5 protein-coding genes (2 of these 5 cut by a window edge) are annotated in these 25,236 nt (G+C 49.8%); all 5 read right to left on the bottom strand.

The features are described from left to right. Tightly spaced (each overlapping or abutting the next), the 5 genes in view from GSF04_RS05710 to GSF04_RS05690 form a layout consistent with a single transcriptional unit that may run on beyond the window. On the bottom strand, window positions 1-1,585 hold the start of the coding sequence (locus GSF04_RS05710) for a non-ribosomal peptide synthetase (RefSeq protein WP_211858993.1). It extends 8,444 nt beyond the left edge of the window; 1,585 of the gene's 10,029 nt are visible here — the first part of the coding sequence; its start codon is at window positions 1,583-1,585; its stop codon lies off the left edge, out of view. Continuing rightward, window positions 1,582-4,860: a non-ribosomal peptide synthetase gene (locus GSF04_RS05705; RefSeq protein WP_211858992.1), complete on the bottom strand. Its 3,279-nt coding sequence runs from the start codon at window positions 4,858-4,860 to the stop codon at window positions 1,582-1,584. Before GSF04_RS05705 ends, GSF04_RS05710 begins: the two co-directional genes overlap by 4 nt. Next, on the bottom strand, window positions 4,857-14,714 hold the full coding sequence (locus GSF04_RS05700; RefSeq protein WP_211858991.1) for a non-ribosomal peptide synthetase: 9,858 nt from the start codon (window positions 14,712-14,714) through the stop codon (window positions 4,857-4,859). The genes GSF04_RS05705 and GSF04_RS05700 overlap by 4 nt, the downstream gene beginning before the upstream one ends. Further along, entirely contained in the window at window positions 14,714-24,610 is a 9,897-nt protein-coding gene (locus GSF04_RS05695; protein ID WP_211858990.1) for a non-ribosomal peptide synthetase, read from the bottom strand. Before GSF04_RS05695 ends, GSF04_RS05700 begins: the two co-directional genes overlap by 1 nt. After that, window positions 24,607-25,236, bottom strand: partial view of a non-ribosomal peptide synthase/polyketide synthase gene (locus GSF04_RS05690; RefSeq protein WP_211858989.1) — the 3' end only. 15,417 nt of this gene lie beyond the right edge of the window; only the last 630 of its 16,047 coding nucleotides appear in the window; its start codon lies off the right edge, out of view; it ends in the stop codon at window positions 24,607-24,609. The genes GSF04_RS05695 and GSF04_RS05690 overlap by 4 nt, the downstream gene beginning before the upstream one ends.

Raw genomic sequence — 25,236 nt, 5'->3', positions numbered from 1 at the left:
ACGGAAAATCTGCCTGTGTATCATTCCAATCGCATAGGATCTGGCGGCGCTCCTCATCGCTAACTAGCTCCAGGGCAAAAACACTTTCTTCCGGCAAGCGCAATAACTCTGCAAGTAACAGGTTAAAGTGCTGGCTCATTCCCTCAATGCTTTCCCGCTTAAAGAGATCGGTATTATAGTGCCAGCCTAGGTGAAGACCGTCCTGACCTTCAAAAATATTCAAGGTCAGATCAAACTTGGCGACATTCATGCCTCCCTGGTGATCCAGATACTGCGCCGTTAACCCCGGCAGAGATAAATTGCCCTCATCATTATTTTGAAATTCTATCATCACCTGGAATAACGGGCTGTGACTCAAGCTGCGTTGGGGCTGCAGCCGTTCTACGATTTGTTCAAAAGGCACCTGTTGGTGGGCATAACCTTCCAGCAACATAGTTTTACTTTGCCTGAGCAGTTCATTGAAGCTCGGATTGCCGGACAGATTGCTGCGCAAAACTAAGGTATTAACAAAAAAGCCTATCAGCTCGGCAATTTCTGACTGCTCACGGTTGGCCACAGGGGTGCCCAATACTATGTCCTTTTCATTGCTGTAGCGGGATAATAATACCGAAAACGCCGCATGCAGGCCCATAAATAACGTGGCTCCCTGCCTCTGGCACACGTCCTTTAACCCGTCTAAAGTGTCCTTAGCTATAGTTGAGACATAGACATCACCGGCAAAACTCTGGATCGAAGGTCTGGGGTAATCCAACGGCAATCCGTGTACATCAGGCAAGTCTGCCAGCTGCTTTTCCCAATACCCCATCTGAGCGTCCAGCACCTCTCCCTGCAGCCATTGGCGCTGCCAGTTAGCATAGTCTGCATATTGGATAGCCAGGGGAGGTAAAGGATTCTCCTGCCCTTGGACATATGCACTATATAAATGGCTAAACTCATTCACCAATATACCCATAGACCAGCCATCCGAAGCAATATGATGCATGGTTACCAGCAGAACGTGCTCCTGAGATGAAACTTTAATTAACTTGGCCCGCAGCATTAGATCCCGGCTAAGATCAAATTCCAGCGCAGCTTCTTCGGTGACTAGGATACGAATCTGGGTTTCTCTTTCCCCCTCGGCTACCCCAGATAAATCGGTTACTGGCACATCAAACGGTTCAGCCGCCTGAATCACCTGTATCGGCTCGCCATCTTCACCGGCTGCAAAGCAGGTACGCAGACTTTCATGGCGTGCCACTACACTGGTAAATGCCTGCTGAATGGCAATCAGGTTTAAGTCGCCGGTAAGCTTTAAGGCCGCGGGCATATTATAAACTTCAGTGCCGCTATCTATCTGTTCTAACAGCCACAAACTTTGTTGGGAATAAGAGGCTTTTAACACTTGCTCACGAGATACCCGGACAATGTCCATCCCAGGTTTAGTCGAATCAAGATATTCTATGATTTGCCCTTTTTTTTCTTTTAATTGTGCGAGCAGGGTCTGAGTCATAGCCCCTTTAGCGGCATTGATTTGCAGTTTACCGTTCTGTACTTTTAAATATATCTTTTTTTCGTGTAGAAAATTAATAAAATCAATAACGTTCATATTTCAAAAAAATCCAATTCTTCACTGTTATTATCAGGATCATGTTTACCAGTTAATGCATCAATATGCTGGGCCAAGGCGCTTAAATTACCCATGGTAAAGGTATAAGTAACAGATAGTTTCACATGTAAGCGCTTTTCTATTTTTGCCAGCAGCTTCATCACCAATAAGGAATGCCCCCCGAGTAGGAAAAAGTCATCCAGCACACCCACCCTGTCTATCTCCAACACCTCTTGCCAGATACCTGACAAACCTTTTTCTGTTTCCGTCTGCGGGGCCACATATTCCGGCCTCAATGCCTCTATATCGGGTTCAGGCAAGGCATTACGGTCGATCTTGCCATTAGCGGTTAACGGCAAATGCTCTAGCAACACAAAGGCGCTGGGCACCATATAGTCAGGTAAGGTTTTACGCGCATGCTGACGCGCTTCTTCGATTAACCGCGCTTCATGACTATCTGCACCCGTGGCAACCAGATAGCCTACCAAGCGTTTGTCATTTCCTCCCGCTTCGCGGGCGAGCACCACGGCTTCTTTAATCCCATCGCACTCTTCTAGGACATGTTCAATTTCTCCCAGCTCAATGCGATATCCCCTCACCTTTACCTGATGGTCAATACGACCCAAGTACTCCAGCTCACCGCTGGGCAGCCAACGCACAAGATCCCCTGTTCGATACAAACGTTTACTGCTGTTACTGCCCAAACCGTCATAAAATGGATTGGTAACAAACTTTTCATCATTCAGTTCTGGCCGGTTCAGATAACCCCGAGTTAATCCCGCTCCGCCTATGTATAGTTCCCCACTCACCCCTTTTGGAGCTAGCTGACCTGATTGCGTTAACACATAAAGCTGGGTATTGGCTATTCCGGTGCCTATGCTCGCCCGCCCCTTAGCTGTTCGCAATTTATAGGTGGAATAGGTGGTATCTTCTGATGGCCCGTATAGGTCATACACAGAGCTAAAACCAGCCTGATATAGGCTGTCAACCAAGTCTTGCTTTAATGCTTCTCCCGCCAGATTTATCGTTTTTAATTTTACTGGCAGCTTTTTCCCAGAAAGTAAAACCTTAGCCGCCGAAGGCACCGTGTTGACTAAAGTAACCTTGTCTAGGGCATCTGTCTCAAAGAAGTTAAGAATATTCTTAACTATCAAAACCGAACCTCCGGCGGCCAGAGGTGCAAATATTTCAAAAATCGACAGATCGAAGCACATGGAAGTTGAAGCCAGCACGCACCCTAAGGTTTCTCGGCTATAAAAATCCAACGCCCAGGCCAACAGAGCTGCAGTGTTTCTGTGCTCGACCATAACCCCCTTGGGTTTCCCGGTAGAGCCTGAGGTATATATCACATACGCCAGATGCTCAGCGCATAATCCCACAGATGATACCGACAGATTATCCGACGGCATGGCCGTTAATCTTATTGCTAGCTGTGCATCATCCAGACACAGGGCCCAACTCTCAAGAAACGGTAAGCTGTCCAGCACCTGGCTTTGTGTCAACACAATATCTACGCCGCTGTCACTGAGCATATAGGTCAACCGGGATTCAGGATAGTCAGGATCTAAAGGCAGATAAGCGCCGCCAGCCTTGAGGATGGCCAGAATAGCGACCACCATATCCAAAGAGCGTTCGACACACACCCCTACTAAGGTCTCGGGCTTCACCCCCTGTGCTTTCAGATAATGGGCTAGCTGGTTGGCACGACGGTTTAAATCGTCATAGGTTAAAGAAGCGCCATTGCAAAGCACAGCCTCCTGCTCGGGGTGGAGTGACACTCTGGCTTCAAAAAACTCATGAATGCACCTATTTGATGGCCAATCAGTCTCGGTATTATTCCAGCCGTGCAGCAGTTGTTGCCTTTCTTGCTCGGTCACCAGCTCATGGCCAAAAACATGCCTGTTCGGCGATTGCGACAGGGCAGATAACAGGACTTCAAAATGCCTCGCCATCTGCTGTATGGTTTCCTGATTGAATAAGTTGGTATTAAACTCCCAGGCCAGTTCGAGCCCTTGCGCTTTTTCAAGAATATTTAAGCTCAGATCAAATTGCGTGCTACCGACACCTTTAAGTTTTAACTCTGAAACCTCAATCCCCGGCAGCACCAAGCAGCTTTCATCCTCTTGCTGTAACGTCATCATCACCTGAAACAAAGGGCTGTGGCTCAGACCTGATTTAAGCTGCTGCTGTTTGATAACACATTCGAAAGGGAGCTGTTGATGCTCATACGCTTGTTGGATGGTTTCGCGGCTCAGGGCCAATACCTCAAAAAAATCAGGATCGCCAGCCAAATTGCTGCGCAACACCAAAAAGTTCATCAAACCGCCTATAAGACCCGCAGCGCCTGAATGCTGTCGGTTATCGGCCTGAGTACCTATCACTATGTCATCGATATTGCTGTAGCGGGACATTAATATCGAAAAAACGGCATGCAGTCCGGCAAAGAGACTTGTCCCCTGCTCCCGGCACAAGGCTGCCAACAGCTCATGACTGGCTTGATCTAAGGTAGAGACATGGACATCCCCGTTAAAAGTCTGTATCGCCGGCCTGGGATGATCCAGTGGTAAACCATGAACAAGAGGTAATCCCTTAAGCTGCTGTTCCCAGTAAGCAAGCTGCTGGTCAAAAACACCAGTTTGCAAACCATACCGCTGCCAGCGGGCATAGTCTGAGTACTTCAGGGTGATCGGCGTCAAAGGCTTCTCTTTTCCCTGCTCACTGGCCGAGTACATAACACCCAACTCATTGAGTAGTACTTTCATGGAGCTGGGATCGCAGGCCATAGCATGGGAGATCACCAGTAAAATATGCTCATCGGCGGCTACTTTAAGCAAGTGCGCCCGCAGCATCAGATCCCGGGCCAGATCAAAAGGCCTCCCTACTTCGGCGGATAGCAAAGTGGCAATTTCGGCCTCCCGTGCTCCTGCAGCCATATCGGATAAATCTGTCACTGGCATTTCCAGAGAAAGTGCCTGTAGGAACACAGGTATAACCGAATCATTTTCTCCAACTTGAAAACATGTGTGCAGGCTTTGATGCCGTACCAGCAGAAGGTCAAATGCCCGTTGTAAGCTAGCTTGGTTCAAGCTGCCGCTAAGTGTTAAGGCCACGGCAAGGTTAAGATGATGACTGCCGCCGCTAAGCTGATCCTGAAGCCAGACCCTTGACTGGCTAAAAGACAGTTCATTGTCGCCCCCTATCGTCTCTCCATAAGCCTGTCCGATAAAAGAGCTAAGAGCGGTTGACCCCATTTTATTGTTATTATTTATATTCATATTTCAAAAAAGTCCAAGTCCTGCTCTTGTTCATCGCAATTGGCATTACCAGCTACAGCATCAAGATGTAATGCTAATGATTTCAAGTTATCCAGCATAAAAACATGTGATACAGCCAGTTTTATTTCGAACTCTTGCTCAATGGCAGTCAATAACTTAACAAACAATAAGGAGTTTCCACCAAGTTCAAAGAAATTATCCATAATTCCGACTCGTTCCACCTCCAGCACTTGCTGCCAAATGCTGCATAACGCCCGTTCCGTATCCGATTTAGGGGCTACATACTCCGCTCTGGATAATCCAATATCCGGCTCCGGCAGTGCCTTAGCATTGACTTTACCATTCGCTGTCAACGGCAAAGCTTCCAGTATCATATACGCCGACGGCACCATGTACTCCGGTAAAGCCTGACGGATATGCCCCTTAACATCCTCTATCAAGGCCCCTGTTTCCCTTTCACTGTCGCCAACCACTAGATAAGCGACCAGCTGGCTGTTGTTTTCTCCATTGTCCCGAGCCAACACTAGGGCTTCCTGAATGTCACTATGAGTTGCTAGAGCATGCTCTATTTCACCCAGCTCTATACGAAAGCCCCGTACCTTCACCTGGTGATCTATTCGTCCCAAATATTCAAGCTCACCTCCCTCCTGTCGGCGCGCCAGATCGCCGGTGCGGTAAAAGCGTTTCACACCCTGTCCCGGTAAACACACAAAACGCTCAGCACTCAACTCTTCCCGATTTAAGTAACCCCGGCTAACCCCGTGGCCGCTGACATACATTTCACCACCAATACCGTCCGGTACCAGCACTTGTTTTTCATTCAACAACAGAATATCCAGATCTGCCAGTGGCTTACCTATCAGGCTCGCACCCCGACCTTGCGTCAGATCTTGTTCCCGAATACGTCGATAGGTAACATGCACTGTGGTTTCGGTGATCCCATACATATTGACCAACTCTGGGGTGTTATCGCCATGGCGCGCCACCCAAGGTTTAAGCTGAGTGAAATTCAGGGCTTCCCCGCCAAAAACCACATAGCGCAGCGCCAGTGGTTCATCCCGACGGCTGTCTTCGGCAACCAACAGGTTAAAGGCGCTCGGGGTCTGGTTTAAGACCGTCACTTTTTCCTGCACCAACAACTGGTAGAAATCTCCGCTCGAGCGCGATACCCAGTAAGGCACTATCACTAAACGTCCGCCATAGCCCAACGCTCCCCAAATCTCCCACACCGAGAAGTCAAAGGCGTAGGAATGGAACAGGGTCCAGACATCAGCTTCACTAAAGTCAAAATGCGCTTGTGAGGTGCCTAGTAGGCGGGTCACATTGTTATGCTGTACCAGCACCCCTTTAGGTTGCCCGGTAGAGCCTGAGGTATAAATAACATAAGCCAGATGATGGGACGCAAGGCCCAGCGAAGATACTGACAGGTTCTGCACCGACATGTCCGACAACTGTGCCTGTACGGCTTCGTCATCCAGACACAGGGCCTTATCCGCCAACACCGGTAATTGCGCCAGCACCGCTTGTGAAGTCAGCACGGTTTGCACACCGCTGTCTTCAAGCATATACGTCAGGCGGGACTGTGGATTGGCCGGGTCAAGCGGTACATAGGCCCCGCCTGCCTTGAGAATAGCCAACATACCGACCACCGTCTCCAGCGAGCGCTCAACGCAAAGTCCCACTAAAGTATCCGGCTTCACTCCCTGTGCCGTCAGGTAGCGAGCTAATTGGTTGGCGCGGCGGTTTAACTCGCCATAACTAAGACGGCTTGCTTCATATACTAGGGCTATTTTCTCCGGGTGGCGCGCTGCCTGCTCTTCAAATAATTCATGCAGGCAGCTCCTTGACGGGGTTAAGCACTCAATATCCTGACTGCTTTCAAGCAGCTGTTCACGCTCCCGGCTGGTCACCAATTCATGACTGAACACATCTCGCTCAGGTGACTGCAACAGGGCGCTCAGCAACACCTCAAAGTGCTCCGCCATACGCACTATCGTCTCGTCTTTAAAGACAGCCGTATTAAACTCCCAATAGAGCCCGAGGCCACCGGCCTCCTCTGCCATATTCAGGGTCAGATCGAACTTCGCGGTTTGTCCGCCGCCTTCCACCATCGACAACTCTAATCCCGGCAACGATAAGCTGCCCTGATCATTGTTTTGCAGCGATAGCATCACCTGAAACAGCGGGCTGTGACTCAGGCTGCGCTCGGGCTGCAAACGGTCAACGATTTGTTCAAACGGCACCTGCTGATGGTCATAGGCATCGAGCAAACAGCGCTTGCTCTGCCCCAGTAAATCATGAAAACTTGGACTGCCCGATAAATCGCTGCGCAGCACCAGTGTATTGACAAAAAAGCCTATTAGCTCGGCAATTTCTGATTGCTCCCGATTCGCCACCGGCGTGCCGACCACGATATCCTGCTCGTTACTATAGCGGGATAATAAAACCGAAAACGCAGCATGCAGCCCCATAAACAAAGTGGCGCCATGGGATTGACACAAGGCCGTCAAACGCGCGACATCGTTTTTATCAAGACTGCTGGCATGAACATCACCGGTAAAGCTTTGCACCATAGGTCTGGCATAATCCAACGGCAGGCTATGCACCACAGGCAAGTACGACAGCTGATTTTGCCAGTAGTCCAACTGCTGCTCTAGCACGTCGCCTTGCAACCATTGGCGCTGCCAGTAAGCATAGTCGCCATACTGAATGGCCAAGGGAGCCAGAGACGCTTCTTCTCCCTGAACATAAGCGCGATACAGCTGGCTAAACTCATTCACCAATATGCCCATGGACCAGCCATCTGAAGCGATATGGTGCATGGTCACCAGCAAAATATGCTCTAGATCGGAGACTTTTAGCAGTCGCGTCCGAAGCATTAAATCCTGGCTCAGGTCAAAAGCGCTGACCGCCTCTTTAGCGATCACTTCAGCAATTTCAGCCTCGCGGATCCCTGTCGTTAGTGTCGATAGGTCCGTAAACGGGATATCAAAAGTGTCCGCTTCTTGGAGCACCTGGATTGGCTCGCCGTCATCGCCGCCAATAAAACATGTACGTAGGCTTTCATGACGCACCACGATAGCGCTAAAGGCCTGCTTCAAGGCGTCCTGGTTGAGGGTGCCAGTCAGTTTTAACGCCGCTGGCATATTGTAATGGGTGCTGCCGCCGTCGATTTTATCCAGCAGCCATAGCCTTTGCTGTGCATAAGACAGGGGTAAGGCTTGCTCTCGGGACACCGGCAGAAGTGGCGGACCTTGCAGTCCCCGGTCACAGCTGTCGATAAAGGCCGCCAGCGCTGCCAGCTTAGGCTGGTTGAAAATCTCCCGCAGCGGCAAAGTCACCTCAAAGGCTTCGCTGCAGCGGGCGGCCAGTTTTATGGCCAGCAGGGAGTGGCCCCCCAAATCAAAGAAATTATCCCCAAGCCCGACACTTGCTATGCCCAGTAGCCGCTGCCAGATAAGCGCCAAGGTTTTTTCGGTCTCGGTCTGCGGCGCACTATATTCAGCAGTGAATTTATCAAGATCCGGTTCCGGCAAAGCATGGCGGTTGAGCTTACCGTTGACCGTTAACGGCAAAGCCTCAAGAACAACAAAAGCCGCCGGCACCATATAATCAGGCAGCGCCTTACGCAGCTGTTCACGCACCGCCTCGATAAAGGCTGCTTCATCCTTCAGGCTCTCACCCGGGACCAGGTAGGCCACCAAGCGGTTGTCATTATTTCCTGCTTCGCGGGCAAGCACCGCTGCTTCCCTGACTCCTGCATCTTCCACCAAGCACTGTTCTATTTCACCCAGCTCGATACGTAAACCACGCACCTTCACCTGATGGTCGATACGGCCAATAAATTCCAGCTCCCCATCTGCCCGCCAGCGCACTAAGTCGCCACTGCGATATAAACGCCGGCAGCTGTTGCTGTCCTTAGCGTCAAAATAAGGGTTGGCCACAAATTTCTCCGCTGTCAGCTCATCTCTGTTCAGGTAGCCGCGGGCAACACCCGCCCCCCCGATATAAAGCTCACCCACCACCCCAGTCGGCACCAGCTGCTGGCGACTGTCCATCACATAAAACTGGGTATTGGCCACAGGCTTGCCGATATGAGGCATCACTTCCCCGTCAATTACAGCATAAGAGGCATTAATGGTCGTTTCAGTCGGGCCGTATAGATTCAGCGCTTGGCGGTCATGACGAGCCCCGTAGGCCGCTACCCTGTCCCATAACGCTTTACCTAACGCTTCCCCGCCTATCATCAGGTGCAAATGGCCCCTATCTCCCTGCTCCAAGCAATCCAGCATCACCGGAACCAGTGCCGGTGTCAGGTTCAATACTTGAATATCATGTTGCGCCGTCAGAGCTAGCAGTTGCGACGGTTCCAAGGCTTCTCGCTCACTTGCAACCACTAGGGTATTGCCTGAGCACAGGGCTAGAATCCCTTTAACCGAGGCATCAAAAGCAAAGCTGCCGTGCCACAACCAGTTGCTCTTTTGCGCATCCAGCTGTTCAAGCTGATGTTCAAAAACCTGGCGGAAGTTCAACAAATTCCTTTGCTCGATAACTACCCCTTTAGGCCGCCCAGTTGAACCTGAGGTATAAATCATATAGACAGCGCTCTTAGGCCCCACATCACCAATAATCTCTGGATTGTCTTGTGCCTGCTCGGCAAAGATATCCTCTTTATCCAGATAAAGGGTCTCTACAGCCTGCTCCTGAGGCAGTGTCAGCCATGATTGGCTTAGAACCAATTTGACGCCGCTGTCCCTAAGCATATAGGTCAGTCGTGCCTGCGGATAAGCCGGGTCAAGCGGCACATAGGCCCCACCAGCTTTGAGGATCCCCAGAATGCCTACCACCATATCCACCGAGCGTTCAACACAAAGCCCGACTAACGTCTGCGCTTTCACCCCCTGCGCTTTCAGGTAATGGGCCAACTGATTAGCGCGGCGATTTAGCTCACCGTAACTAAGGCTTATACCATCACAGATTAAAGCGGTTTTCTTCGGAAAACGATCAGCCTGCTCCGCAAAGAGTTCATGGAGACAGTACTCCAATGGGACTTCTGCCTCTGTATTATTCCAGCGCCCAAGTAACTGTTCCCGCTCCTGCGCCGTCGCCAGCTCATGGCTAAAGACATCCTGCTCAGGTGCCTGTACCAGAGCGGATAACAAGACCTCAAAATGCTCCGCCATACGCGCTATTGTGTCGCGCTCAAACAAAGCGGTATTATAGCCCCACCCTAAACCTAGGCCATCCTCACTTTCAACCACATTTAGCGTTAAATCATACTTTGCACTTTCCCCTTCCCGAGCCTCCACTATAGAGAGGTTGAGATCCGGCAAGGATAACTGACCGTCGTCATTGTTTTGTAGCGCCAGCATCACTTGGAATAACGGGCTGTGACTCAAGCTCCGCTCCGGCTGCAAACGTTCAACAATTTGTTCAAACGGCACCTGCTGATGGGCATAACCGTCCAGCAGCATGTTTTTACTTTGCTCTAGCAGCGCCTGGAAACTCGGCTTACCGGATAAGTCGCTCCGCAGCACTAAGGTATTGACGAAGAAACCTATCAAACCAGCCACTTCTACCTGCTCTCTGTTCGCCACCGGCGTGCCAATAACAATATCTTGTTCATTACTGTAACGGGACAGCAACACCGAAAATGCAGCATGCAGTCCCATAAACAAAGTGGCCCCCTGCGCCTGACACAAGCCAGTCAAAGCCTTATAAGTACTTTTATTGATATGAGTGATATGGAAAGCACCTGCAAAACTCTGCACCGCAGGTCTGGCGTGATCTAATGGCAACGCATGCACCACTGGTAAGCCGGCAAGCTGCTTTTCCCAGTACCCTAGCTGTTCATCCAGCACCGCTCCTTGTAACCAGTTGCGCTGCCAGTAAGCATAATCGCCGTATTGGATCGCCAGAGGCGCCAGCGGATTTTCCTGCCCTTTGGCATAAGCCGTATACAGGCTGCTAAATTCATTCACCAGTATACCCATCGACCAACCGTCCGAGGCGATATGGTGCATGGTCACCAGCAAAATATGTTCCTGCTCGGCAACTTTAAGCAAGCGCGCCCGCAGCATTAAATCTCGGCTCAGCTCAAAGGCCGCGGCCGCCTCTTTGGCAACAGCTTCATCAATCTGTGTTTGTTGCTCGGTTTCAGGCAGCACAGACAAATCCGTAAGCGGCACTTCAAACGCCTCCGGCGTATTAATCACCTGAACTGGCTCGCCGTCATCGCCGACAACAAAGCAAGTTCGTAGGCTTTCATGACGTCCTACAATTGTACTAAAGGCCTGCTGCAGCGCCTGACTGTTCAGACTACCCGTTAATCTTAACGCCGCAGGCATATTGTAATGGACACTGCCGCCGTCTATTTTATCCAGCAGCCACAACCTTTGCTGGGCAAAAGATAAAGGCAAAGCCTGCTCCCGGGAAACCGCAGTTAACGGCGGACGCATACCACCTGAGTGCTCACTGGACAATAAAGCCGCCAGATCCATTAACCTCGGCTGCTCAAAGACCTTCCGCAGCGCCAGTGTGACCTCAAAAGCTTCACCAATACGGGCCACCAGTTTAGTAACCAGCAGGGAGTGCCCACCCAGATCAAAGAAGTTGTCTGAAATACCAACCCGCTCAAGCCCCAGCACCTCCTGCCAGATCCGGCATAAGGTTTTTTCTGTTTCAGTGCGCGGCGCAATATACTCGCCGCCTAATACATCCCCTTCCGGCGCCGGCAGCGCCTTACGGTCAACCGTGCCGTTGGCCGTCAACGGAAAAGACTCCAACACCACAAAGGCCGAAGGCACCATATAATCCGGCAGCCCCGCCCGCATATGCTCGGCAAGCGCCGCCAGCGAGCAGCTTTGCCCTGGTTCGAATAATAAATATCCCACCAACCGTTTGTGCTGCCCCTCGTCCTGCCGCGCTAACACTAGCGCCGCTTTTACCGCTTCCAGTGCCAACAATCTGCCTTCGACTTCTTTTACCTCAACCCTGAAGCCACGGATTTTTACCTGCTCATCATCCCTGCCGACAAAATGTAGACTGCCGTCCGCCCGCCGCACCGCCTGATCGCCGGTGCGGTATAAACCTTGCCCCACTTCCTCTGTAAAAGGATGTGCCAAAAACTTCTCTGCCGTTAACCCCGCACGTCCGGCATAACCTAATGCCAGTCCTTTACCGCCAACGCACAATTCCCCTGCAACACCATAAGGCTGCAATTGTTGTTGCTCGTTAAGCACATACAACCCGGTATTGGCCAGCGGCTGCCCCACTGGCACCGTGTCCACATCCGCTAACACCAGCTCCGTGGCACGGCAGTAACTGGCATCTATCACCGATTCTGTCTGCCCGTAAAGGTTAAAACATTCTGTATTTTCCCCGATAACCCTTTTTAAACGCCGCAGATCCCGTCCGTACCAGGCCTCACAGCCCACTGAAATATACGCCATCGCATCCAGCTTTTGCCCGCTTTCAAGCAAATGATCCGTCAAAGCGCGGATCACCGCCGGAACAAAGTCGCCATAGGTGATCTCCCGGCTTTGGATCATCTGATACAGCTTATCCGGCGAAAGCAGTACCTCTTTCGGGCAAATCTCCAGCCGTCCGCCGCAGCCGAGGGCTTTCATCATATCGCCAAGCAGGATATCGACTGACAGTCCCGCCATTTGTAATACCACAGGCGGACGCTTTTCCAAGTCAAACACCCGGTTCCAGCCATCCTGGCGCACAAGCATCGCCTGATGCTGCACCATGATCCCCTTAGGTTGCCCGGTAGAGCCCGAGGTATAGATAACATACGCCAGGTGACGGGGCGCCAGTCCCAGCGAAGATACCGGCAGGTTATCCGCCACCATCTTCGTCAGCGCCTCCTGCAGTGCACCATCGTCCAGGCACAACACCTGTCCGCAACAGTCAGGTAGTTGCTCCCGAACACTGTGCTGCGTCAGCACTAAAGTGACGCCACTGTCGCTGAGCATATGCCTCAGCCGCGTTTGCGGGTAGCTGGGATCTAAAGGCACATAAGCGCCGCCAGCCTTGAGGATGGCCAAAATGGCAATCACCATGTCCACTGAACGTTCGACGCTAAGCCCCACTAAGGTATCCGGCTTCACCCCTTGTGCTTTCAGGTAATGGGCCAGCTGGTTGGCGCGGCAGTTCAACGTCTCATAACTGAGGCTTGTCTCTTCACAGATCAGGGCGGTTTTCTTTGGATGGGTATCGACCTGACGTTCAAATAATTCATGCAGACACAGCTCCGAGCGGTACTTAGCTGCGGTATCGTTCCAGGTATCCAGTAACTGCTCACGCTCCTGTGGCGTCACTAATTCATGGGCATAAACATCCAATTCAGGGGACGTTAAAAGGGAGGACAACAAAACCTCAAAATGTCCCGCCATACGTTCGATGGTTTGAGCCTCAAACAAATCAGTATTATATTCCCAGGCTAGTATCAGGCCGTCTGCTGCTTCTGAGATATTCAGGGTCAGATCAAATTGGGCGATCCCCGGCCCCTGTTTTTGAACTTCAGAAAGCTCAAGTCCCGGCAGCGATAAATGACCCGTTTCATTGTTTTGCAGGGCAATCATCACCTGGAATAACGGGCTGTGGCTCAAGCTACGCTCGGGTTGCAAGCGTTCGACGATTTGTTCAAACGGCACTTGCTGATGGGCATAAGCGTCAAGCAGCATGTTTTTACTTTGTTCTAACAGCGCATGAAAACTCGGGTTATCAGATAAGTTACTCCGCAGCACCAGAGTATTGACGAAGAAACCGATCAAACCGGCTACTTCCACCTGCTCCCGGTTTGCCACTGGCGTGCCGACAACGATATCCTGCTCATTGCTGTAGCGGGCTAATAACACAGAAAAAACGGCATGCAATCCCATAAACAACGTGGCGCCTCGTTCTTGGCACATGGCCATCAAGCGCTGGTGTGTCGCTTGTTCTATCCTTGAGACATAGAGATTACCGGCAAAGCTTTGCACTGCCGGTCTGGGGTGATCTAGCGGCAGGCTGTGCAGCACCGGCAAGTCAGCAAGCTGTTTTTTCCAGTAAGCCAGCTGTTCATTCAGCACAGCTCCCTGCAAGTAGTTGCGCTGCCAGTGGGCATAATCGCCGTACTGGATCGCCAGCGGCGGCAGAGGGTTGTCCTGCCCTTGGGCATAGGCCGTATATAAACGGCTAAATTCATTGACCAAGATCTCCTGGGACCAGCCATCGGAAGCGATATGATGCATGGTCACTAGCAAGATATGCTCTTTAGCTGAAATTTTCAGCAGCTGCGCCCGCAACATCAAATCCCGTGTCAGATCAAACCGCTTCCCAGCTTCCGTTGAAACGGCTTCGGCTATTCGGGTCTGTAGCGCTTGCTGCGAAAGTGCGGACAGATCCGTCAGCGCCACCTCAAAGCTGTCTAACTCACGGATCAGTTGTATCGGTTCACCATCGTCGCCGGCAACAAAATAGGTGCGCAGGCTTTCATGACGTAACAGGATAGTGGTAATCGCCTGTTGCAGAGCGTCCTCATTGAGGGTACCGGTCAGTTTTAACGCCGCCGGCATATTATAATGGGCGCTGCCACCGTCGATTTGATCTAACAACCATAGCCTTTGTTGGGCAAAAGACAGGGGTAAACTCTCGTTTCTCGACACAGGCTTTAATTGAGCATACTCAAAGGAGGTTTCTAGCTCCTGTAACTTCAAGGAGGCAATGATCTGCGTTTTATTCTCGATGATAAGCTCTTTAAACTCTTTGGTAAGCGCCCCTTCTGGAGCCTTATAGGCTAAGTTTCCATCCTTCAGGTAGAGGTGAATGCCTTTAGTGGCTGCCTTTAATATGATATTACTTACCATTAGAATAATCCCTCTTCTACATTTTCATTTTCAGCCAGCGTATCGAGGTTGGCATCATTTAAACTTACGGCATCTATGTATTGTGCAATACTTTGGACATTGGCTTCTGATAACAGTATGGCAAAAGGCACAGTCACACCGAATCCGGCATTCATTTTTGCTATTAATTTTGTTGCCAATAAAGAGTGTCCGCCAAGCAAGAAGAAATTATCCTTGATACCGACTCGCTCAACTTGCAGGGTTTCCTGCCACAAGTCACACAGGCTTTTTTCTGTCTCGGTTTCGGGAGCGAGATATCCTTCATCAATCATCCCCATTTCAGGAATAGGCAGTGCCCTACGATCGACTTTCCCGTTTACAGATAACGGCAGTTGCTCCAGATCGACAAACACTTTAGGTACCATATACTCAGGCAGATATTGAGATAAATAAGACATGAGCACCTCTGTCTCAAGGTTGTTATTGTTTTTAGAAACAATATAACCGACGAGGTATTGATTCTTTTTACCGTTAATTTCTAGTTCAACTACATTTACTAGCGCTTCTTTTATACCAGTATGAAGGTTTAACACCGACTCTATTTCATTCAGCTCGATTCTATAACCCCTTAGCTTGATCTGATGATCAGTACGGCCATGCAATTCCATATTGCCGTCGGGAAGAATTCGTCCTAAGTCGCCGGTTTTATACATGCGGGCCCTTTCACCATTGATATTAGTTTCAATAAAGGGATCATCAAAAAAGGCCTGTTCGGTTTTCACGGGATCATTCTGGTAACCATAGGCAACCCCAACTCCGCCGATATAAAGCTCGCCAACAACACCTTCAACAACAGGCTGCTGTTGTGCATCCAGAATATAGAACCTGTTATTGTCAATAGGAACGCCGTACGGAATACTGCTTAAATGCTCTACCTTACCCGACACACGATAAAAATTAGACCAGACGGTTCCTTCTGTCGCTCCCCCTAAACTGATAAATTCGGAATTGGGGAACCAGTGTTTTGCAGCGGAAGGCAGCATAGTCGGGATCCAATCACCGCTTAAGAAAATCAAGCGTAAATGATGCCCAAGGAGCTCGGCTTGTCTTTCATCCAGGTCGCTGACCAGATGGTTTAACGTACTGGGTACCGAATCCCAGAAAGTGATTTTTTCAGTAATTATTATTTCATAAAGAGCTTCAAAATTATGCAACTGTGATTGTTCCACAATCACAATACGCCCTCCGGCCGCTAGGGTGCCAAAGATGTCATAAACGGAAAGGTCAAAGGTCACCGAGGTAATAAAAAGCATCACATCAGACGAGGTGACAGTGAATTCTGTGTTCACCCAGCTAATGAGATTTACCGCCTGATGATGCGCAATCCTGACCCCCTTAGGTTTACCTGTGGAACCGGAAGTATAGATAATATATGCCAGCTCGCCGGCATCTTTTGTCAGACCCGGGTTTTCTATTGAAAATGTCGCGTAATTTTCTTCTTGCAGATAGAGGTGATGCGCATTGGTGGCTTGCGTTGGTCTGTCAAATATAACCAGTTTCAGCTGTGCGCTTTCCTCTATTGCTTGGATTCTTGCCTCGGGATAATCCGGCTCCATAGGCACATAAACCGCTCCTGCTTTTAATATAGCTAACAGGGTGGCAATCATGTCAAAGGATCTTGACATCACCAGACCCACATGATCGCCTGATTGTATGCCTTTGCCGATCAGCATCCAGGAAATCCGGTTCGCTTTAGCGTTCAACTCCTGATAGCTATAACTCTTACCATTGTGCCTTAAAGCTATTGCATCAGGTGCTTTAACCACCTGCTCTTCAAACAAGGCATGCATTGTTTTTGTATAAGCATAGGCTTTATCGGTTTCGTTAAACTGAGTGTTTTTTGTACCTACAGATTCCACTAAATCCGTTGAGCACAACTGTGCTTCACTGCTCGCCATCAACTCTAGTATCTGTAGGTAGAGATTTAGGGCAAGCTCTACTTCTTTGGCATCAAAATATTCTTCACTATACTTTATCTGTATCGCCATGCCATGCTGACCATTTTTATGCACTTCCAGATCGAACTTGGTATTGGTCATCTCAGAGCCATTGATGGCAAACAATTCCTTCTCAGAGTTAATTAACATATTGCTTTCTGCAGCCGGCATCAGCTCAGGAAAGTCGGTGAAATTGAAAATGACATCAAACAAGGGATTGCCGTTTGCATCATTTTCCCCGGCTAGCCTGGCGATATCTGCCAGGAAAATTTCATGCGCTTTGACCTGGCGAAGAAAATCCCGAACTTGGGTAATTAATACATGTTTATTAATTGAAGTATGTGCATTTAAACGCAGTGGAATAGTATTAAGAAAACAGCCAAGAACTCTGTCGGTATCCTTGATCTCGGGCCGGTTATGGGTCACAACACCAGTCAGGATTTCCGAGTCTCCGGTAATCAGGGACAATAGATACACATGTGCGGCCAAACAGATTTCTTTTATCGTATAACCTTTACTCTGCGTCAGCTGCTGCAATTTACGCAGCAATGAGGCATCGACCTCACCTTTGACCGCCGTCATCATTTTAGAGCTTGAAATCGGCTTACCGGCATAATTAAAAGGTAACTTCATGCGGTTATAATTTTGTAAGTAGTCTTTCCAGAAGACCTGTGTCTGATCGGAGCAGCTACGATACAAGTTAATCGCGACATAATCCCGGTAAGTGGACTCAGGCGCTGGGATCAAGTCCCGGTGACCATCTTTCAAGCGGGCATAATTAGCCAAGAGTTCAGACACCATAAGATTTAAACTCCACCCGTCCAAAATAGCATGCTGTACTGTCAGGATAATACATACTCGGCCTGAGCTTAGGGAGAAAAGCTTCACCCTCCATAACAACTCGTTGACTTTGAAAGTAAACTTATTATTTAGATCTTTCCGACAATAGTCCTCTATCTGTTGCTTTTGAATGTCTGGCGCAGCATCGGATATGTCCTCGATGCCGATATTTAACTGTGATTTCCTATGTACAAATTGCACCGGCTCATCAAAACCATTAACGGCAAAGCTCGTTCTTAAAATAGAGTGTGCCTGACATATATATTCGAACGCCTGATTGAAGAGCGCTAAATCAAAGTCCACCCATTCCAGTACAAAAGGAAATTGATCATGATAGATAGGCACTTCAGGTTGGGTCTGGGCGAAATAGACCATACTTTGCTGAATAGCACTTAGCGGAAATAAGGTTTCACAATCGTCTGGCAACTGCTGCTTCAAAACAGCATGGTTTTCAATATTATGTCTGAATTTATCTATCTCTTGTAATCCCTGCTCCAACTGCTGCTGAACAATGCCAGGCTGACCGATTGCTAGGGATCGGGATAATTCCCGCACCGTGCTTAAGGCAAAGATATCTTTTACCTGTATGTTTGCATTTAACTCACTGTTGATCCGAACCACCAACTTAGTCGCTAATAAGGAATGGCCGCCTAACTGGAAAAAGTTATCCATAATTCCGACTCGTTCCACCTCCAGCACTTGCTGCCAAATGCTACATAACGCCCGTTCCGTATCCGATTTAGGGGCTACATACTCCGCCCTGGATAATCCAATATCTGGCTCCGGCAGTGCCTTAACATTGACTTTACCATTCGCTGTCAACGGCAAAGCTTCCAGTATCATATACGCCGACGGCACCATGTACTCCGGTAAAGCCTGACGAATATGCCCCTTAACATCCTCTATCAAGGCCCCTGTTTCCCTTTCACTGTCGTCAACCACTAGATAAGCGACCAGCTGGCTGTTGTTTTCTCCATTGTCCCGAGCCAACACTAGGGCTTCCTGAATGTCACTATGAGTTGCTAGAGCATGCTCTATTTCACCCAGCTCTATACGAAAGCCCCGTACCTTCACCTGGTGATCTATTCGTCCCAAATATTCAAGCTCACCTCCCTCCTGTCGGCGCGCCAGATCGCCGGTGCGGTAAAAGCGTTTCACACCCTGTCCCGGTAAACACACAAAACGCTCAGCACTCAACTCTTCCCGATTTAAGTAACCCCGGCTAACCCCGTGGCCGCTGACATACATTTCACCACCAATACCGTCCGGTACCAGCACTTGTTTTTCATTCAACAACAGAATATCCAGATCTGCCAGTGGCTTACCTATCAGGCTCGCACCCCGACCTTGCGTCAGATCTTGTTCCCGAATACGTCGATAGGTAACATGCACTGTGGTTTCGGTGATCCCATACATATTGACCAACTCTGGGGTGTTATCGCCATGGCGCGCCACCCAAGGTTTAAGCTGAGTGAAATTCAGGGCTTCCCCGCCAAAAACCACATAGCGCAGCGCCAGTGGTTCATCCCGACGGCTGTCTTCGGCAATCAACAGGTTAAAGGCGCTCGGGGTCTGGTTTAAGACCGTCACTTTTTCCTGCACCAACAACTGGTAGAAATCTCCGCTCGAGCGCGATACCCAGTAAGGCACTATCACTAAACGTCCGCCATAGGCCAATGCACCCCAAATCTCCCACACCGAGAAGTCAAAGGCGTAGGAATGGAACAGGGTCCAGACATCAGCTTCACTAAAGTCAAAATGCGCTTGTGAGGTGCCTAGTAGGCGGGTCACATTGTTATGCTGTACCAGCACCCCTTTAGGTTGCCCGGTAGAGCCTGAGGTATAAATAACATAAGCCAGATGATGGGACGCAAGGCCCAGCGAAGATACTGACAGGTTCTGCACCGACATGTCCGACAACTGTGCCTGTACGGCTTCGTCATCCAGACACAGGGCCTTATCCGCCAACACCGGTAATTGCGCCAGCACCGCTTGTGAAGTCAGCACGGTTTGCACACCGCTGTCTTCAAGCATATACGTCAGGCGGGACTGTGGATTGGCCGGGTCAAGCGGTACATAGGCCCCGCCTGCCTTGAGAATAGCCAACATACCGACCACCGTCTCCAGCGAGCGCTCAACGCAAAGTCCCACTAAAGTATCCGGCTTCACTCCCTGTGCCGTCAGGTAGCGAGCTAATTGGTTGGCGCGGCGGTTTAACTCGCCATAACTAAGACGGCTTGCTTCATATACTAGGGCTATTTTCTCCGGGTGGCGCGCTGCCTGCTCTTCAAATAATTCATGCAGGCAGCTCCTTGACGGGGTTAAGCACTCAATATCCTGACTGCTTTCAAGCAGCTGTTCACGCTCCCGGCTGGTCACCAATTCATGACTGAACACATCTCGCTCAGGTGACTGCAACAGGGCGCTCAGCAACACCTCAAAGTGCTCCGCCATACGCACTATCGTCTCGTCTTTAAAGACAGCCGTATTAAACTCCCAATAGAGCCCGAGGCCACCGGCCTCCTCTGCCATATTCAGGGTCAGGTCGAACTTCGCGGTTTGTCCGCCGCCTTCCACCATCGACAACTCTAATCCCGGCAACGATAAGCTGCCCTGATCATTGTTTTGCAGCGATAGCATCACCTGAAACAGCGGGCTGTGACTCAGGCTGCGCTCGGGCTGCAAACGGTCAACGATTTGTTCAAACGGCACCTGCTGATGGTCATAGGCATCGAGCAAACAGCGCTTGCTCTGCCCCAGTAAATCATGAAAACTTGGACTGCCCGATAAATCGCTGCGCAGCACCAGCGTATTGACAAAAAAGCCTATTAGCTCGGCAATTTCTGATTGCTCCCGATTCGCCACCGGCGTGCCGACCACGATATCCTGCTCGTTACTATAGCGGGATAATAAAACCGAAAACGCAGCATGCAGCCCCATAAACAAGGTGGCGCCATGGGATTGACACAAGGCCGTCAAACGCGCGACATCGTTTTTATCAAGACTGCTGGCATGAACATCACCGGTAAAGCTTTGCACCATAGGTCTGGCATAATCCAACGGCAGGCTATGCACCACAGGCAAGTACGACAGCTGATTTTGCCAGTAGTCTAGCTGCTGCTCTAGCACGTCGCCTTGCAACCATTGGCGCTGCCAGTAAGCATAGTCGCCATACTGAATGGCCAAGGGAGCCAGAGACGCTTCTTCTCCCTGAACATAAGCGCGATACAGCTGGCTAAACTCATTCACCAATATGCCCATGGACCAGCCATCTGAAGCGATATGGTGCATGGTCACCAGCAAAATATGCTCTAGATCGGAGACTTTTAGCAGTCGCGTCCGAAGCATTAAATCCTGGCTCAGGTCAAAAGCGCTGACCGCCTCTTTAGCGATCACTTCAGCAATTTCAGCCTCGCGGATCCCTGTCGTTAGTGTCGATAGGTCCGTAAACGGGATATCAAAAGTGTCCGCTTCTTGGAGCACCTGGATTGGCTCGCCGTCATCGCCGCCAATAAAACATGTACGTAGGCTTTCATGACGCACCACGATAGCGCTAAAGGCCTGCTTCAAGGCGTCCTGGTTGAGGGTGCCAGTCAGTTTTAACGCCGCCGGCATATTGTAATGGGTGCTGCCGCCGTCGATTTTATCCAGCAGCCATAGCCTTTGCTGTGCATAAGACAGGGGTAAGGCTTGCTCTCGGGACACCGGCAGAAGTGGCGGACCTTGCAGTCCCCGGTCACAGCTGTCGATAAAGGCCGCCAGCGCTGCCAGCTTCGGCTGGTTGAAAATCTCCCGCAGCGGCAAAGTCACCTCAAAGGCTTCGCTGCAGCGGGCGGCCAGTTTGGTGGCCAGCAGGGAGTGGCCCCCCAAATCAAAGAAATTATCCCCAAGACCGACACTTGCTATGCCCAGTAGCTGCTGCCAAATTTCACTCAAGCGTATTTCCGTCTCCGTTTGCGGAGCGATATACTCTGCCCTTAAAGCCTCCATATCCGGCTCCGGCAACGCATGACGGTTTACTTTGCCGTTGGCACTTAGCGGTAAAGCATCCAAGACAACAAAAGCCGCCGGCACCATATAATCTGGTAATACCTGGCGTAAATGCCCACGTACTTGCTCAATCAATTCCGCATCCTGCTGCCCTGCTTCACTACTCACCAGGTAGGCCACCAGCTGTGTATTGTTGTCACCGATTTCACGAGCAAGTACCACGGCTTCTTTGATCTCACTCTGCCCTGTCAGTGCATGCTCAATTTCCCCCAATTCAATCCGAAATCCCCGCACCTTCACCTGGTGATCCGCTCGCGCTATAAAGACCAAAGAGCCATTCGCCAGCCAGCGCACCAAATCCCCTGTGCGATAGAGCTGTTTACTGCTGCGGCTGTTCTTTTCATCATAAAAAGGATTGATAACAAACTTCTCTGCCGTCAATGCCGGATGGTTCAGGTAACCTCGGGCTAATCCCAGTCCCCCTATATATAGCTCTCCGACTACGCCCACCGGCACAGGGTTCAAGGCAGCATCGAGCACATAACATTGCTTGTTGTGCAAAGGCTTTCCTATCGGGATCGCCGGGTCCACTTCATCGCCAAAATGATGGGCTGAAGCAAAAACCGTGGTTTCCGTCGGCCCGTACACATGAGTAAAGGCAATGCTTGGATAGCGCTGAACTGCCCTTTCAACCAAGCCGGGATCCGCCTTTTCACCACCAAACAAGACGTTTTTCACCCCGCTATCCCCTAAGGTGTCATTGAGGATCATTTGGTTAAATAATGCGGTTGTGGTGAAAAAGGTATCTATACCATTGGCCGTTAATGCCGATTTAAATGACCCGCTATCTAAAATATGATTCTTCCCAAGCAGGCTCACGGTCTTACCATTTAACAGCGAAAAGAATAAATCAAACACAAAACCGTCAAAGGCATAAGACGATAGGCTGGCTACATGCTCAACCTCGGACACCGCCACATAGCGGTTATTCACAGCAAAAGCAGTCACCGACTCATGCGCTACCATTACCCCTTTGGGCTGCCCAGTAGAACCTGAAGTATAAATCACATAAGCTAGATGAGAGGGCGTTAATCCCGAGACGATTAGACTCTGTACTGGCATAGTCATCAGTTCGGCCTGTAATGCTTCATCGTCTAGGCATATCACTTGGCCATCAAATACAGGTAATTGCTTCAGCACACTTTGCTGGGCCAGTACCAGAGCGACGTTCGTGTCGCTAAGCATATAGGCCAGTCGTGCCTGCGGATAAGCCGGGTCAAGCGGCACATAGGCCCCACCAGCTTTGAGGATCCCCAGAATGCCTACCACCATATCCACCGAGCGTTCAACACAAAGCCCGACTAACGTCTGCGCTTTCACCCCCTGCGCTTTCAGGTAATGGGCCAACTGATTCGCGCGGCGGTTTAACTCACCGTAACTAAGGCTCATGCCATCACAGACTAGAGCGGCTTTCTTCGGAAAACGATCAGCCTGCTCCGCGAAGAGTTCATGGAGACAGTACTCCAATGGTACTTCTACCTCGGTATTATTCCAGCGCCCAAGTAACTGCTCCCGCTCCTGCGCCGTCGCCAGCTCATGGCTAAAGACATCCTGCTCAGGTGCCTGTACCAGAGCGGATAACAAGACCTCAAAATGCTCCGCCATACGCGCTATTGTGTCGCACTCAAACAAATCGGTATTAAACACCCAGCTCAAGGTCAACCCATCCGGTTTTTCAGCAACATTTAAGGTTAAATCAAATTGTGACACGTCACCCTGGTTTAAATTTAACTGAGATAAACTTATTCCCGGTAATGACAAATTGCCTTGTTCATTATTTTGCAGCGCCAGCATCACCTGGAATAACGGGCTGTGGCTCAGGCTACGCTCAGGCTGCAGCCGTTCGACCACCTGCTCAAAAGGGACCTGTTGATGGGCATAGGCATCCAGCAACATTTGTTTGCTTTGTGCCAGAACATCAAAAAATCTGGGCTCACCGGATAAATCACAGCGCAGTACTAAGGTATTGACAAAAAAGCCGATCAGATCCGCCACTTCCATCTGTTCACGGTTGGCTACTGGCGTCCCAACCACGATATCCTTTTCATTGCTGTAACGAGACAACAACACAGAAAATGCGGCATGTAGCCCCATAAATAAGGTTGCCTCTCGGGTTTGGCAAATTTTTTTTAAACTTGCTAACTCGGTTTTAGCAATACAGGACACATAGGTTTCACCACTAAAACCTTGAGCTAAAGGCCTAGGCTTATCCAGCGGCAGGTTATGTAATGCAGGCAAACCCGAAAGTTTATCTTGCCAATAAGCCAGTTGCTCGTCCAGCTTATTAGACTGCAGCCATTCCCGCTGCCAGTTGGCATAATCGGCATACTGGATAGCAAGTGGCGTCAGGGGACTCTCTTCTCCCTGCACATAAGCGCTATACAAACGACTGAACTCGTTTACCAGTATCCCCATTGACCAGCCGTCTGAAGCAATATGATGCATGGTGACCAGCAAAATATGTTCCTGGGAGGATAATTTAAGTACCCGTGCTCTCACCATAAAATCCCAGCTTAGATCAAAGATGGCTTCGGCTTCGGCGGAAGCGGCTTGATCAATCTGTGTTTGTTGCACCTCTTTTGGCAGTGCCGACAAGTCCGTTAGCGGCACGTCAAAACCGCTTTTCTCCTTGATAATTTGTACAGGCTCACCATCATCTGCAGCAACAAAACAGGTACGCAAGCTTTCATGGCGCTCCATTATGTCCGCAAATGCCCGTTGCATTGCTCTTTCATCAAAAACACCACTGAGCTTCAAGGCCATCGGCATATTATATTGGTGGCTACCACCGTCGATTTGATCTAACAACCATAACCTTTGCTGGGCAAAAGATAGAAACTCATAATCCCGATTAGACTTAATCGTCAGGGAATGAAACAGTCGAAGAATATTTTCTTTTTGCTGTTTGAGAAGAGCGATTTGTTCTGCCTTCAACGCACCTGGCATGGCCTCAACTTTTAGTTTCTCGCCAACCAGTTTTACTTCTATGCCGTTTTTTAATAATTCTTTTAATTCGGTTAACAGTGTCATAGTTCTATTTCTTCTAATTCATCCTGATTTGAAATCATCTTATTTCTTTGTGGTATGACGATTTGCGTTTCATCAAATAAGTTGTTTCCTATAAGTTTTGCCTGCTTTTCTATGGTGTTGTGCTCGAAAAAAACCTTAATAGGGAAGTTAATTGCAAAAGTTTCATTAATTCTGGCCACCAGCTTAGTTGCCAACAGCGAATGGCCGCCAAGCTCAAAGAAGCTATCGGTGATACCTACTTTTTCTAAACCCAGCACCTGCTGCCAAATTTCACTCAGGCGTATTTCCGTCTCCGTTTGCGGAGCGATATACTCTGCCCTTAAAGCCTCCATATCCGGCTCCGGCAACGCATGACGGTTTACTTTGCCGTTGGCACTTAGCGGTAAAGCATCCAAGACAACAAAAGCCGCCGGCACCATATAATCTGGTAATACCTGGCGTAAATGCCCACGTACTTGCTCAATCAATTCCGCATCCTGCTGCCCTGCTTCACTACTCACCAGGTAGGCCACCAGCTGTGTATTGTTATCACCGATTTCACGAGCAAGCACCACGGCTTCTTTGATCTCACTCTGCCCTGTCAGTGCATGCTCAATTTCCCCCAATTCAATCCGAAATCCCCGCAC

The organism is Pseudoalteromonas sp. A22 (assembly GCF_018141345.1).
GTDB lineage: Bacteria > Pseudomonadota > Gammaproteobacteria > Enterobacterales > Alteromonadaceae > Pseudoalteromonas > Pseudoalteromonas maricaloris.
Note: the sequence above shows the minus strand (reverse complement) of the source record. Positions and strands in the feature narration are given on the sequence as shown.

Bases quoted from the DNA above. Each gene is read 5' to 3' on its own strand.
- GSF04_RS05705 (WP_211858992.1), bottom strand. From the start codon at position 4,860: ATGAATATAAATAATAACAATAAAATGGGGTCAACCGCTCTTAGCTCT.
- GSF04_RS05700 (WP_211858991.1), bottom strand. From the start codon at position 14,714: ATGGTAAGTAATATCATATTAAAGGCAGCCACTAAAGGCATTCACCTC.
- GSF04_RS05695 (WP_211858990.1), bottom strand. From the start codon at position 24,610: ATGACACTGTTAACCGAATTAAAAGAATTATTAAAAAACGGCATAGAA.